Annotated in this window: 9 protein-coding genes; 4 read left to right on the top strand and 5 right to left on the bottom strand. The window is 64.0% G+C overall.

Features of this window, described 5'->3' with window-relative positions:
* Positions 1 to 155: 155 nt before the first annotated feature.
* The 4 genes from KIP88_RS16970 to KIP88_RS16955 all read right to left on the bottom strand — a co-directional run bounded on the left by KIP88_RS16970 (position 156) and on the right by KIP88_RS16955 (position 6,332).
* Positions 156 to 1,655: a phosphomannomutase/phosphoglucomutase gene (locus KIP88_RS16970; RefSeq protein ID WP_214489063.1), complete on the bottom strand. Its 1,500-nt coding sequence runs from the start codon at positions 1,653 to 1,655 to the stop codon at positions 156 to 158.
* Positions 1,656 to 1,776: 121 nt separating this feature from the next.
* Positions 1,777 to 2,283, bottom strand: coding sequence for a TIGR02281 family clan AA aspartic protease (locus tag KIP88_RS16965; RefSeq protein WP_214489062.1), 507 nt, complete (start codon positions 2,281 to 2,283; stop codon positions 1,777 to 1,779).
* A gap of 123 nt (positions 2,284 to 2,406) precedes the next feature.
* Positions 2,407 to 4,884 carry an ATP-dependent helicase HrpB gene (gene hrpB / locus KIP88_RS16960; RefSeq protein ID WP_214489061.1) on the bottom strand — a complete coding sequence of 826 codons (2,478 nt, stop codon included), beginning with the start codon at positions 4,882 to 4,884 and terminating at the stop codon, positions 2,407 to 2,409.
* 128 nt (positions 4,885 to 5,012) lie between these two features.
* Positions 5,013 to 6,332 (bottom strand): UDP-glucose/GDP-mannose dehydrogenase family protein, encoded by a 1,320-nt coding sequence (locus tag KIP88_RS16955; RefSeq protein ID WP_214489060.1) that lies wholly within the window; start codon positions 6,330 to 6,332, stop codon positions 5,013 to 5,015.
* Between the two features lie 179 nt (positions 6,333 to 6,511).
* On the opposite strand from KIP88_RS16955, the gene KIP88_RS16950 reads away from it, so the two are divergent.
* From KIP88_RS16950 to KIP88_RS16940, 3 genes are all read left to right on the top strand, one after another.
* On the top strand, positions 6,512 to 7,564 hold the full coding sequence (locus KIP88_RS16950; RefSeq protein WP_214489059.1) for an acyltransferase family protein: 1,053 nt from the start codon (positions 6,512 to 6,514) through the stop codon (positions 7,562 to 7,564).
* A 189-nt stretch (positions 7,565 to 7,753) separates the two neighbouring features.
* Entirely contained in the window at positions 7,754 to 10,822 is a 3,069-nt protein-coding gene (gene polA, locus KIP88_RS16945; protein WP_214489058.1) for a DNA polymerase I, read from the top strand.
* Positions 10,823 to 11,091: 269 nt separating this feature from the next.
* Positions 11,092 to 11,727, top strand: a complete 636-nt coding sequence (locus KIP88_RS16940) for a LysE family translocator (RefSeq protein WP_214489057.1) — start codon at positions 11,092 to 11,094, stop codon at positions 11,725 to 11,727.
* Positions 11,728 to 11,913: 186 nt separating this feature from the next.
* On the opposite strand, the gene KIP88_RS16935 is transcribed toward KIP88_RS16940, so the two are convergent.
* Complete coding sequence (locus KIP88_RS16935; protein WP_214489056.1) at positions 11,914 to 12,540, bottom strand: glutathione S-transferase family protein; 627 nt, start codon at positions 12,538 to 12,540, stop codon at positions 11,914 to 11,916.
* 192 nt (positions 12,541 to 12,732) lie between these two features.
* On the opposite strand from KIP88_RS16935, the gene pyrE reads away from it, so the two are divergent.
* Complete coding sequence (gene pyrE, locus KIP88_RS16930; RefSeq protein WP_214489055.1) at positions 12,733 to 13,296, top strand: orotate phosphoribosyltransferase; 564 nt, start codon at positions 12,733 to 12,735, stop codon at positions 13,294 to 13,296.
* Positions 13,297 to 13,421 lie beyond the last annotated feature (125 nt).

Below are 13,421 nucleotides of genomic sequence, written 5' to 3'. Positions count from 1 at the left end.
AACACTGTCATCGTCCGCCTTGTGCGCAATTGCGCACTGGGGCGGACGATCCGGTGTTCCAGAGACATCAGCGACCTAACACGAAAGCCGCGGCGTACTGGATCCCCGCCTTCGCGGGGATGACGAGCGCGTGTTAGGCAAACACCGTCCGCCCCTCAAATCTTCTGATTATACGCGCCGACCTCCGGATGCGTTCGCAGCACCGAATCCATCGCCTCGAACATGTCGCGCATGCGCTGCTCGCTCACCGGGCTTTCGACCACGACAACCAGTTCCGGCTTGTTGGATGACGCCCGCACCAGGCCCCAGCTTCCGTCTTCGACCGTGACGCGCACGCCGTTGACGGTGACGAGGTCACGGATCTTCTGACCGGCGACCTTGTCGCCCTTTTTCTGAAGCGCCTCAAAGTGCTTCACCACGGCGTCGGCGACACCGTATTTGGTTTCGTCGGCGCAATGCGGCGACATGGTCGGCGACGACCAGGTCTTCGGCAGCGCGTTTTTCAGGTCCGCCATCGACTTGTCAGGTGCGCGGTCGAGCATCTCGCAGATCGCGATCGCAGAGACCAGGCCGTCGTCATAGCCGCGGCCGAACGGCTTGTTGAAGAAGAAGTGGCCGGATTTCTCAAACCCCGCCAGCGCGCCCATCTCGTTGGTGCGACGCTTCATGTAGGAATGGCCGGTCTTCCAATAGGCCACCTTCGCGCCCTGCTTCTGCAGCACCGGGTCCGTCACGAACAACCCGGTGGATTTCACGTCGACCACGAACTGCGCATCCTTGTGGATCGCCGACATGTCCCGCGCCAGCATCACGCCGACCTTGTCGGCGAAGATTTCCTCGCCGGTATTGTCGACCACGCCGCAGCGGTCGCCGTCGCCGTCGAAGCCGAGCCCGACATCGGCCTTGTGCTTGAGCACCGCGTCGCGGATCGCGTGCAGCATCTCCATGTCTTCGGGATTCGGATTGTATTTCGGAAACGTGTGGTCGAGTTCGGTGTCGAGCGGGATCACCTCACAGCCGATCGCTTCCATCACCTGCGGCGCGAACGCGCCCGCAGTGCCGTTGCCGCAGGCGACCACGACCTTGAGCTTGCGTTTGAGTTTTGATCGTTTGGTGAGATCGGCGATATAGCGCGCCGGGTAATTCTCGTGGAATTGATAGGAACCGCCGGCCTCGTTCTTGAAATCGGCGTTGAGCACGATTTCCTTCAGCCGCGTCATCTCGTCGGGACCGAAGGTGAGCGGACGGTTGGCGCCCATCTTGACGCCGGTCCAGCCATTGTCGTTATGCGAAGCCGTCACCATTGCGACGCAGGGCACGTCGAGATCGAACTGCGCGAAATAGGCCATCGGCGTCACCGCCAGCCCGATGTCATGCACCTTGCAGCCCGCCGCCATCAGCCCCGAAATCAGCGCGTATTTGATCGAGGCCGAATAGCCGCGGAAATCGTGCCCGGTAACGATTTCCTTGGCGACACCGAGTTCCTTGATGAGCGCGCCGAGCCCCATGCCCAGCGCCTGAACGCCCATCAGGTTGATTTCCTTCTCGAACAGCCAGCGCGCGTCGTATTCGCGAAAGCCGGTTGCCTTCACCATCGGCCCGGATTCGAACTCATAGGTATTCGGAACCAGCACGGATTTGGGCTTGGGGAACATGGGGTACCTTGTCAATAAATTGCGGGGGAACACCGCAGCCATAGCGAATACGCGGGCCGGGCGATAGGCGGGACCGGCGCCTTGTGGCGGTTAATTGCGGCGGTTTGGTAACCGGGAAACCTTACTGTTCCAGCACCATCTTGCCGTTCGCGTATTCGAAGCGCTTCAGCTTCGACAGGAACGACAGGCCGAGCAGGTTCTCCGACAGCGCCTCGTCGGGGAGCACCAGGGCGTCGACATCGCGCACCACGAGACCGCCGAGCTCGATCTTGGCAAGCCGCGTGCGCGCGGCCTTGATGGTGCCGTTGGCGGTGGTGACGGTCGCGTTGTAGTCGCTGCGCGAGGGACGCAGGCCAAACCGCGCCGCACTCTTTTCGTTCAGCGCCACCAGCGAAGCGCCGGTGTCGACCATGAAGTTGACGCGCTGACCGTCGATGTGACCGTCGGTCTGGAAATGGCCGCGCGCGTCGCGGGGAATGTCAAGACTGCGGCCGGAGGAGGCTTGTGCGACCGTTTGGGCGGGCGATGCGCTGGCGGAGGCCGGCGCCGGCGACATCTTCTCCGCCATCTGCGCCATGTAGGTGCCGAGGCCGACCAGGACGGCGGCAAGGATCATCAGGTTACGCATTACGCCACACTCGATTGCCAGACCGCCGATATCACCACGCCGGCCGCCAAGCCGCGACTAACAGCGGCGGCCAAGGCTGTCATTTTGACGAAAAGGATGAGTGAAGCGTTAACGGCAGCGCGTTCACGTCCCGCGCGGCTTGACCCGGCGGGTCGGCAGCGCGTTGGCGGGGTCTTCTGGCCACGGATGGCGGGGATAGCGGCCGCGCAGATCGGAGCGGACGGCGGCATAGCTGCCGCGCCAGAAGCCCGGAAGATCGCGCGTTACCTGCACCGGACGTTGCGCCGGCGACAACAATTCCAGCACCAGCGGCACCGCGCCCTTGGCGATCGAGGGATGGGTGTTGAGCCCGAACAATTCCTGCAGGCGCACGGCGATGGTCGGCCCCTGCTCGGCTTCATAATCGATGGCCAGCATGGTGCCAGTCGGTGCTTCGAAATGCGTCGGCGCTTCGCGCTCCAGCCGCGCACGCGACTCCCACGGCAATAGCGCCATCATCGCATCGGAGAGATCGCCGGGGGAAAGCTCCTTCAGCGAGGTCTTGTCGTAGAGAACAGGCACCAGCCAATTTTCGCTTTCGGCGGCGAGCGCCGCATCCGACAGATCGGGCCAACTATCTCCTTCCGCCTTGCGCAGGAACATCACGCGGTCACGCCATTGCTTGAGGGATTTCGACCATGGCAGCCTGTCGAATCCTGCGGCAATCAAACCCGCGGCGAAGATGCGCGCGGTCTCCGCCGAGGGCGACAGCGCGGTGGGGGCTTCCGACAGCGTGATAGCGTGCAGCGTCCGCTTGCGGCGGCCGCGCAACGCCATCGCGCCGCGATCGAACGAAATCTCTTCCGTGTTTTCGATCTGATCGGCGAAGCGCGCCTCAATATCTTCTTGCGCAATCGGCGCCGCCAGCAGAATGCGCCCTTGGGCTGCGGTGCCGGTCAGTTCGGCGACCGCGATATAGGGCGCGCGTGCCAGCGCCGAGGTCTGCTCGACGGCGGCGCCGCGGCCATTGGCCAGCACGAAACTGCCATTGCCGCGGTTGCGCGCAACGCGGTCAGGGAAGGCCAGCGCAAGCATGATGCCGGTGGACGGCGAGATGTCGTCGCCGGCCTCCCCCTCCGTCGCGGCCACCTGCTGCGCCCAGCGCTGCGCCAGACTGCGAGCGCTACTGGCGCGGGGCGAGCGGTCGCGGCGGAACTGGTCGAGCCTGTGATCGAGATCGACGCTGTCGCCGCCGAGGCCGCGCTCGGTCAGGATCGCCGCGATGTCAGCCGCCTCCTCGCCAGCCCCCAGCCGATGCGAATCCACGATCATGCGCGCCAGCCGTGGCGGCAGCGCCAGCGCGCGGAGACTCTGGCCTTCGGCGGTGATGCGGCCGTCGGTATCGAGCGCGCGGAGTTCGCCGAGAAGACTGTTGGCTTCCTTCAGCGCCGGCGCCGGGGGCGGATCGAGAAACGCCAGCGCGGAGGGGTCGCGGACGCCCCATTGCGCGAGATCGAGCACCAGCGAGGACAGATCGGCCGAGAGAATTTCGGGCTGGGTGTACGCCGCGAGCGAAGCGGTCTGCGGCTCGTCCCACAGCCGGTAGCACACTCCGGGCTCGGTGCGGCCGGCGCGGCCGCGGCGCTGATCGACGGCGGCGCGCGAGGCGCGCACGGTTTCCAGCCGCGTCAGGCCGATGTCTGGCTCGTAGCGCGGCACCCGCGCCAGACCGGAATCGACGACAATGCGGACACCCTCGATCGTCAGCGAGGTCTCGGCGATCGAGGTTGCCAGCACGACCTTGCGTTGGCCCTTTGGCGCCGGCGCGATGGCCCGGTCCTGCACAGCAGCGTCGAGCGCGCCGAACAGCGGCACGATCTCGACGCTCGCATCGTGAACCCGTTCGCTGAGAAAATTCTGCGTGCGGCGGATTTCGGCGGCGCCCGGCAGAAACGCCAGCACCGAGCCGGGATCGGCGCGCAGCGCGGTCGCGATCGCGTCCGCCATCTGCCGCTCGATCGGCGCATCCGCCTTGCGGCCGAGATAACGTGTCTCCACCGGAAAGGCGCGGCCTTCGCTGGCAACGACGGGCGCATCGCCCAAGAGTTTGCCGACCCGCGCGCCATCAAGCGTCGCCGACATCACCAGAATGCGCAGGTCTTCCCGCAAGCCGGTTTGCGCATCACGTGCCAGCGCGAGTCCGAGATCGGCGTCGAGCGAACGCTCGTGAAATTCGTCGAACAGCACAGCGGCGACGCCTGACAGCTCGGGATCGTCGAGAATCTGCCGCGAGAAGATTCCCTCGGTGACCACCTCGATCCGCGTCGCGCGCGATATCTTGGAGCCGAAGCGGACGCGATAGCCGACGGTCTCGCCGGCGCGCTCACCTAGCGTCCGCGCCATCCGTTCGGCACTGGCGCGGGCCGCGATCCGCCGCGGCTCAAGCATGATGATCTTTTTGCCGTTTAGCCAGGGTGCATCGAGCAGCGCCAGCGGCACCCGCGTGGTCTTGCCGGCGCCGGGAGGGGCTACCAGCACGGCGGCGTTATGATCCGTCAGCGTGGCCGCGAGTTCGTCGAGCACCACGTCGATCGGGAGGGGTGTATCGAAGCTTCGGGGCAAAGTGTCACCACGTCGTCATGCCCGGCCTTGTGCCGGGCATCCACGTCTTTCTTCATCGTTAGAAAACAAGACGTGGATGGCCGGGACAAGCCCGGCCATGACGGAATTCCTGATCGCGCGGCAGCGCATCAAGTTTTCGGGCCAGACGCCCGCCCGACACTGTCATACGTGAAGCCATGGGCCGCCATGTCCTCGCGACGATAGATGTTGCGCAAATCCACCACGACGGGCTGCGCCATCTCGCTCTTGATTCGCTCCAGATCGAGCGCGCGATATTGTACCCATTCGGTGACGATCACCATGGCGTCCGCCCCCTTCACGCACTCATAAGGGTCATCGCAATATTCGATGTCGGGCAATTCCTTGCGCGCCTGCTCCATGCCGACCGGATCGTGCGCCCGCACCTTGGCGCCCAAGTCGAGCAGGCCGGTGACCAACGGAATCGAAGGCGCCTCGCGCATGTCGTCGGTATCCGGCTTGAAGGTGAGCCCAAGCACCGCCACGGTCTTGCCGCGCAGGCTACCGCCCGCCGCGTTGGAAACTTTTCGCGCCATCGCGCGCTTTCGGTTGTCGTTGACGCCAAGCACCGCCTCGACGATCCGCAGCTGCACATCGTGATCGAGCGCGACCTTGACCAGCGCGCGGATGTCCTTTGGGAAGCAGGAGCCGCCAAAGCCCGGGCCTGCGTGCAGGAACTTCGTGCCGATGCGATTGTCGAGCCCGATGCCGCGCGCAACTTCCTGCACGTCGGCGCCGACTTTTTCGGAAAGATCCGCCATCTCGTTGATGAAGGTGATCTTGGTCGCGAGGAACGCGTTCGCCGCGTATTTGATCAATTCCGCGGTACGCCGCTCGGTGAACATCAGCGGCGCCTGGTTGAGCGACAGCGGCCGGTAGACGTCGCCGAGCACCTTGCGCCCGCGCTCGTCCGAAGTGCCGATCACGATACGGTCAGGGAATTTGAAGTCGCGGATCGCGGCACCCTCGCGCAGGAATTCCGGATTGGAGGCGACCACGACGTCGGCCGACGGATTGGTTTCGCGGATCAGCCGCTCGACCTCATCGCCGGTGCCGACCGGCACGGTCGACTTTGTCACCACTACCGTGAAGCCGGACAGCGCAGCCGCGATCTCGCGGGCAGCGCTGTACACGTAGGTGAGGTCGGCATGGCCGTCGCCGCGCCGCGACGGGGTGCCGACCGCGATGAAGACGGCGTCGGCTTCCGCGACCGGCGCGATCAGGTCGGTGGTGAAATCCAGCCGCTTGGCCTTGACGTTGGAGGCCACCAGCGCGTGGAGCCCGGGCTCGAAGATCGGGATCTCGCCTCTCCGCAGGGCTTCGATCTTGCCGGCATCCTTGTCCACGCAGGTGACCTGGTGGCCGAAATCGGCAAAGCAGGCGCCGGATACCAGCCCCACATAGCCCGTGCCAATCATGGCGATTCGCATGAAAACAATCCGTATTTGATGGTTAACGCCGAGCCTGAATTCGTCGGCGTCTTAGAGCATTTTTCGGCCAAGGGGAAACCGGAAAAGCGCAGAAAGCCGGCATGTCATTTGTATGAATAAAGGAGAAAGCAACGTATCGGGCCGAAGATGCGGCCACGGCGCGCCGAAAAGGGACACCGATGACTTTAAACGGCACATCCGCTGGGCCTGAGCGTTCCACCCGCATCGACTGGGTGGACTACGCCAAGGGCATCTGCATCGTCATGGTGGTGATGATGCATTCGGTGCTGGGCGTGGAAAAGGCGGCCGGCGACACCGGTTTCATGCATGCGTTCGTTATGTTCGCGCAGCCGTTCCGGATGCCGGATTTCTTCCTGATTTCAGGCCTTTTTCTCGCCGTCGTGATCGACCGCGACTGGCGCACCTATCTCGACCGCAAGGTCGTCCACTTCGCTTACTTTTACGTGCTGTGGATGACGATCCAGTTCGGCTTCAAGGCGCCGGGCTTCGCCGCCGAAAGCGGCTGGCGGCATGTCGGCTTCCTGTACCTGGAATCCTTTATCGAGCCGTTCGGCACGCTGTGGTTCATTTATCTGTTGCCGATGTTCTTCGTCGTCACAAAACTGTCACGCGGCATCCCCGCCATAGCGGTCTGGCTCGTCGCCGCTGCGCTGGAGATGGCGCATGTCGTGACCGGCTGGACAGTGATCGACGAATTCTGCGCGCGCTTCGTCTATTTCTATTCCGGCTATCTGTTCGCTTCCTACGTGTTCGCGCTATCGGATCGTTCACGGGAGAAGCCCGCGCTGGCGCTGATTGGATTGGCGCTGTGGACGCTCGTCAATGGCGGCCTCGTGATATCGGGCGTCAGCCATTGGCCGCTGATCTCGTTGGCGCTCGGCTTCGCCGGCGCCGGCGCCATCATCGTGATGGGCACCCTGCTGGCGCGGATGCAGTGGCTCAATTTCCTGCGCTATTGCGGCGAGCATTCCATCGTCATCTATCTCGCCTTCTTCCTGCCGATGGCGGTGACCCGAACGCTGCTGCTCAAGACCGGCGTGATCACCGATATCGGGACGATTTCCCTGATCGTCACCGTCGCCGGCGTTGCTGGCGCAATCGTGATCTGGCGGCTGGCGCTGGCAGTGCGCGCCGACTTCCTGTTCGAGCGCCCCGGCGCATTCTGGATCGCGCCGAAAAAGGCCGCGCCGGCGTTGCAGCCGGCGGAGTAGTTTCCTGTAGCCCGGATGGAGCGCAGCGCAATCCGGGGAAATCTCGCAACTAGCGCGAATCCCGGATTTCGCTGCGCTCCATCCGGGCTACGATTTTTGTCCGGGACAACGGCAATTTGGTTGTGCGGTAGCGACCAAAATCCACCTCCCAAGGCTGTCAATCCGCGCAAAAATCCCTAAATTTCGGCCATGCCGAAATCAGCCCCCAAAGCCACCGCGAAACCCGCTCCCGCCAAAACCCCTGCCAAGGCGCCAGCCAAGCAACCCGGCAAGGGCGACCATGTGTTCCTGGTCGATGGCTCCTCCTACATTTTCCGCGCCTATCACGCGCTGCCGCCCTTGAACCGCAAATCCGACGGACTGCAGGTCAATGCCGTGCTCGGCTTCTGCAACATGCTGTGGAAGCTGTTGCGCGACATGCCGGAGGATAACCGGCCGACGCATCTGGCGATCATCTTCGACAAATCCGAGATCACGTTCCGCAACAAGCTCTATCCCGACTACAAGGCGCACCGGCCGCCGGCGCCTGACGATCTGATCCCACAATTCGCGCTGATCCGCGAGGCGGTGCGGGCGTTCGACCTGCCCTGCCTGGAGCAAGTCGGCTTCGAGGCCGACGATCTGATCGCGACCTATGTCCGCATCGCCTGCGAGCGCGGGGCTTCCGCCACCATCGTGTCCTCGGACAAGGATCTGATGCAGCTCGTGACCGATTGCGTCACCATGTACGACACCATGAAGGACCGCCGCATCGGCATTCCCGAGGTGATCGAGAAATTCGGCGTGCCGCCGGAGAAGGTGGTTGAGGTGCAGGCGCTGGCGGGCGACTCCACGGACAATGTGCCCGGCGTCCCCGGCATCGGCGTCAAGACCGCGGCGCAACTGATCATCGAGTATGGCGATCTGGAACAACTGCTGTTCCGCGCCGGCGAGATCAAGCAGCCGAAGCGGCGCGAGGCCTTGATAGAGAACGCCGAGAAGGCGCGGATTTCGCGGCAGCTGGTGCTGCTCGACGACAAGGTCGATCTCGAAGTGCCGCTCGATGACCTCGCCGTGCACGAGCCCGACGCCCGCAAGCTGATCGCCTTCCTCAAGGCGATGGAATTCTCCACCCTCACCCGCCGCGTGGCTGAATACTCGCAGATCGACCCGGCCGACGTGGAGGCCGATGCGGGCAACAAGAGCGGCGCGAGCGTTTTCGCAGTGCCGCCCTCGGGCAAGAAGCCGGAAGGCTATTCCGAGGGAGCGACGCTGTTCGATGCCCCCGGCTCCTCTCCCGGCGCACCCTCGAGCAAGGGAGCCGCACCGGCCAAAGGCGCCGACAAACAGGACAAGGCGGCCAGCCCCAAGGGAGCGCCGATCTCGCTCGCCGCCGCCCGCGCCGAGGCTGCACGAAAACTGCCGGTCGACCGCAGCAAGTATCAGACCATCCGCAACCCCGATGAACTCAAAGCATGGATCGCGCGCGCCTATGACGCCGGCACTTTCGCGATCGACGCCAAATCGAATTCCGACGATCCGATGCAGGCCGACATCTGCGGCATTGCGCTGGCGCTGGCGCCGAACGACGCCTGCTATGTCCCGCTCGCCCACCGGCAATCCGGCGACGGCGCGGGCCTGTTCGACGCCGGGCTCGCGCCGGACCAGATCAAGGCCGGCGACGCGCTGGCGGCGCTGAAGCCGCTGCTGGAATCATCGGGCGTTCTCAAGATCGGCTTCAACATCAAGTTCAACGCCGTGATGCTGGCGCAGCACGGCATCACCCTGCGCAATACCGACGATGCGCAGTTGATGTCCTATGCGCTCGACGCCGGGCGCAATTCGCATACGCTGGGGTCGCTGGCCGAACTTTGGTTTGGTCATGCCGTGATTGGCGAAAGCGAGCTGATCGGCAGCGGCAAGAACAAGCTGACCTTCGATCAGGTCGCAATCGACAGGGCGACCGCCTATTCGGCCGAAAGTGCCGACGTAATCCTGCGACTGCACCGCGCGCTGAAACCGCGGCTCGCCGCCGAACACATGACGACGGTCTACGAAACCCTGGAGCGGCCGCTGGTCAGCGTGCTGGCGCGGATGGAGCGGCGCGGCATCTCGATCGACCGCCAGGTGCTGTCGCGGCTGTCGGGCGAGTTTGCCCAGACCGCGGCCCGCGTCGAGGCCGAGCTTCAGGAGATCGCGGGCGAGCCGATCAATGTCGGCAGCCCCAAGCAGATCGGCGACATCATCTTCGGCAAGATGGGAATAACCGGCGGCACCAAGACCAAGACCGGGGCGTGGTCGACCTCGGCGCAGATCCTCGACGAACTCGCCGAACAGGGCCACGAATTCCCGAAGAAGATTTTGGAATGGCGGCAGGTCTCCAAGCTGAAATCGACCTATACCGACGCGCTGCCGGAATATGTCCATCCGCAGACCCACCGCGTGCACACCACCTACGCGCTGGCCGCGACCACTACCGGACGGCTGTCATCCAACGAGCCCAACCTGCAAAACATCCCCGTGCGTACCGAGGACGGCCGCAAGATCCGCCGCGCCTTTATCGCGACGCCGGGCCACAAGCTGGTGTCGGCGGACTATTCGCAGATCGAATTGCGGCTATTGGCCGAGATCGCCGACATCCCCGTGCTGAAGCAGGCATTCCGCGACGGGCTCGACATTCACGCCATGACGGCATCCGAAATGTTCGGCGTGCCGATCAAGGACATGCCGGGTGAGGTGCGTCGCCGCGCGAAGGCGATCAATTTCGGCATCATCTACGGCATCTCGGCGTTCGGTCTTGCCAACCAGCTCGGCATCGCCCGCGAGGAAGCCTCCGCCTACATCAAGAAGTATTTCGAGCGCTTTCCGGGCATCCGCGCCTATATGGACGAGACGCGGGATTTCTGCCGCACCAACGGCTATGTCACGACGCTGTTCGGCCGGAAGTGCCACTACCCTGATATCAGGGCCTCCAACGCCTCGGTCCGCTCCTTCAACGAACGTGCCGCGATCAACGCACGCCTGCAAGGCACGGCGGCCGACATCATCCGCCGCGCGATGGTGCGGATGGAGGATGCGCTGGCGCAAAAGAAGCTATCGGCGCAGATGTTGCTGCAGGTTCATGACGAACTGATCTTCGAGGTACCCGACAGCGAAGTGGCGGCGACGTTGCCGGTGGTGCAGCACGTGATGCAGGACGCGCCGTTCCCGGCGGTGGTGCTGTCGGTGCCGCTGCAGGTCGATGCGCGGGCGGCGAATAATTGGGAAGAGGCGCATTGAGTCAACAACACTGGTCGTCGCCCGGCTTGACCGGGCGATCCAGTATTCCAGAGCGCGAAGTGTGAAACACAGTTCGTGCTGCGTTGACTACCGCACTTGATCGGCTAGGCCGCGGCGTACTGGGTCGCCCGGTCAAGCCGGGCGATGACAGACGCGTTTGCTGATTGAGTGCGCTCCAACACCGACAGAATTGTCCTCCGAGCAATTTGCGGACTGACATCGCGGGCCGGTGCGCGTTAGAAAACGCGCATTCCTCCCGCGAGTCTCCCATGCCTCACATTGCAACGCTGCTCGGTTTCGCCCTGGTCTCGCTCGGCATCGTGCTGACGCCGGGGCCGAACATGATTTACTTGATCTCACGCTCGATCACGCAAGGGCCCGCGGCCGGCATCGTGTCGCTCGGCGGCGTCGCGCTCGGCTTCGTGTTCTACATGCTGTGCGCGGCGTTCGGCATCACGGCGTTGCTGTTCGCCGTACCCTATGCCTACGACGCGCTGCGGTTCGCGGGTGCAGCCTATCTGCTGTGGCTGGCGTGGCAGGCGGTCAAGCCGAACGGGCGCTCGCCGTTTCAGGTGACGAAGCTCGCCGCCGACGGCCCGCGAAAATTGTTCGCGATGGGGTTCGTCACCAATCTGCTCGATCCGAAAATCGCGATGCTGTATCTGGCGCTGCTGCCGCAGTTCATCGATCCCGCTGTTGGGAGCGTGCTGACGCAGTCGCTGGCGCTGGGCGCGATCCAGATCGTCATCAGCGTCGGCGTCAATGCGATGATCGCACTCGCCGCCGGATCGATCGCGCGGTTTCTCGGCACACGGCCGAGTTGGCTTCTGCTGCAGCGCTGGCTGATGGGGACAGTGCTGGCGGGGCTTGCGGTGAAGATGGCGTTCGAAGCGAAAAGGGCTTGAGACCGGTCTCTCTCCAAGTTCAACGCTGTCATCGCCCGGCTTGACCGGGCGACCCAGTATCCCAGAGCACGTGGTTTGATGCGCAACTCGTGCCGCATTGACCACTTCAATTAGTCGGAAAGGCCGCGGCGTACTGGATCGCCCGGTCAAGCCGGGCGACGACAGCAGTGGGTGGGGACGACAATTTCAATCCAGCTTTGCTTCCATGCCGCGCTTGGTCGCCGGACGGGCCATCAGCGCGTTGTACCAGCGCTCGACGTTCGGAAAATCCTTCAGCTCCACCTTGTGGCGCGGGTGGCGCCAGGCCCAGCCGAGGATGGCGAAATCGGCAACCGATAAGGCATCCGCCACGAATTCGCGGCCTTCCAGCCGACGGTCCAGCACGCCATAGAGCCGGCGGGTCTCGGCCATGTAGCGCTTGAGGCCGTAGGCGCGTTCGGTTTCGTTCTCCAGCGCGATGAAATGATGCACCTGGCCCGGCATCGGCCCAAAGCCGCCCATCTGCCACATCAGCCATTCATAGACCGGGATACGCTCCGCCAGCGGTTTTGGCAGGAACTTGCCGGTCTTCTCGCCGAGATAGAGCAGGATCGCACCTGACTCGAAGATGCTGAGCGGCTTGCCGCCGGGGCCGTCGGGATCGACGATCGCGGGGATCTTGTTGTTCGGGCTGAGCTTGAGAAAGCCGGGCGCCATCTGCTCGCCCTTGGTGATGTTCACCGGGATCACCTTGTAGGGCAGCCCCATTTCCTCCAGCGCGACCGATATCTTGCGGCCGTTCGGTGTGTTCCAGGTGTGCAGTTCGATCGTCATTTACGGTTTCCCCCACAAAGGCTTGGGGTCTCCGTACCCCGGAACCTCCGGGCCTTACAACCCGCGCTTTCCACGGGGCGCCCCTGCGAAAGCAGGACGCATGCGCCGCTGTTGACGGCGCCGGATCAGCGCTGGAATGTGCCCACGAGCGCCGATAGATTGCGGCCCGCCTCAAACCCCGGGAAAACCGCCTTGTCCAAATCAGCCTCCCGCGCCCGCCTCGCCGAGATCATCCGCAAGCGTTCGTTCGGGCGCGGTGAGATCACGCTGGCCTCGGGCCGCAAGAGCGACTTCTACTTCAACCTCAAGCCGACCATGCTCGACCCCGAGGGCGCGGCGCTGCTGGCCGAACTGACTTATGAGGCGCTGAAGGACGACAATCTCGATTTCGTCGGCGGGCTGGAGATGGGCGCAGTCCCTCTGGCGGGCGCGATCGCGCAGCTCTCCTGGCTCAAGGGGCATCCGATCGCGGCGTTCTTCGTGCGCAAGAAGCCGAAGGAGCACGGCGCCCGCCTCGCAGTGGAGGGGCTCGCCAAGGGCGAGACGCTGCAAGGCAAGCGCATCGTCATCGTCGAGGACGTCACCACCACGGGCGGATCGGCACTGAAGGCGGTCGAGGCCGTGCGCGATGCCGGCGGCGAGATCGTGCTGGTGCTCACCATGGTCGACCGCGAGGAAGGCGCGACCGAAACTTTTGCGGAAGCCGGGCTGGAGTTTCGTTCGCTGTACAAGGCGGGTGAATTTTTGAAGGGGTGAGGTTGCTTCTGCTCCTCTTCCCGCTTGCGGGCAGAGGAACCTCTTTTCTTTTTCCTCCTCCCCTTGTCCCCGAATACCACTCCTTTACCATCCATCGTTAAGGTTACTCCCGACTGAAGCCTGTC

It is taken from the genome of Bradyrhizobium sp. SRL28 (assembly GCF_018596315.1).
Lineage (GTDB): Bacteria > Pseudomonadota > Alphaproteobacteria > Rhizobiales > Xanthobacteraceae > Bradyrhizobium.
Note: the sequence above shows the minus strand (reverse complement) of the source record. Positions and strands in the feature narration are given on the sequence as shown.

Bases quoted from the DNA above. Each gene is read 5' to 3' on its own strand.
- KIP88_RS16970 (WP_214489063.1), bottom strand. From the start codon at position 1,655: ATGTTCCCCAAGCCCAAATCCGTGCTGGTTCCGAATACCTATGAGTTC.
- KIP88_RS16965 (WP_214489062.1), bottom strand. From the start codon at position 2,283: ATGCGTAACCTGATGATCCTTGCCGCCGTCCTGGTCGGCCTCGGCACC.
- KIP88_RS16955 (WP_214489060.1), bottom strand. From the start codon at position 6,332: ATGCGAATCGCCATGATTGGCACGGGCTATGTGGGGCTGGTATCCGGC.
- KIP88_RS16950 (WP_214489059.1), top strand. From the start codon at position 6,512: ATGACTTTAAACGGCACATCCGCTGGGCCTGAGCGTTCCACCCGCATC.
- polA (WP_214489058.1), top strand. From the start codon at position 7,754: ATGCCGAAATCAGCCCCCAAAGCCACCGCGAAACCCGCTCCCGCCAAA.
- KIP88_RS16940 (WP_214489057.1), top strand. From the start codon at position 11,092: ATGCCTCACATTGCAACGCTGCTCGGTTTCGCCCTGGTCTCGCTCGGC.
- KIP88_RS16935 (WP_214489056.1), bottom strand. From the start codon at position 12,540: ATGACGATCGAACTGCACACCTGGAACACACCGAACGGCCGCAAGATA.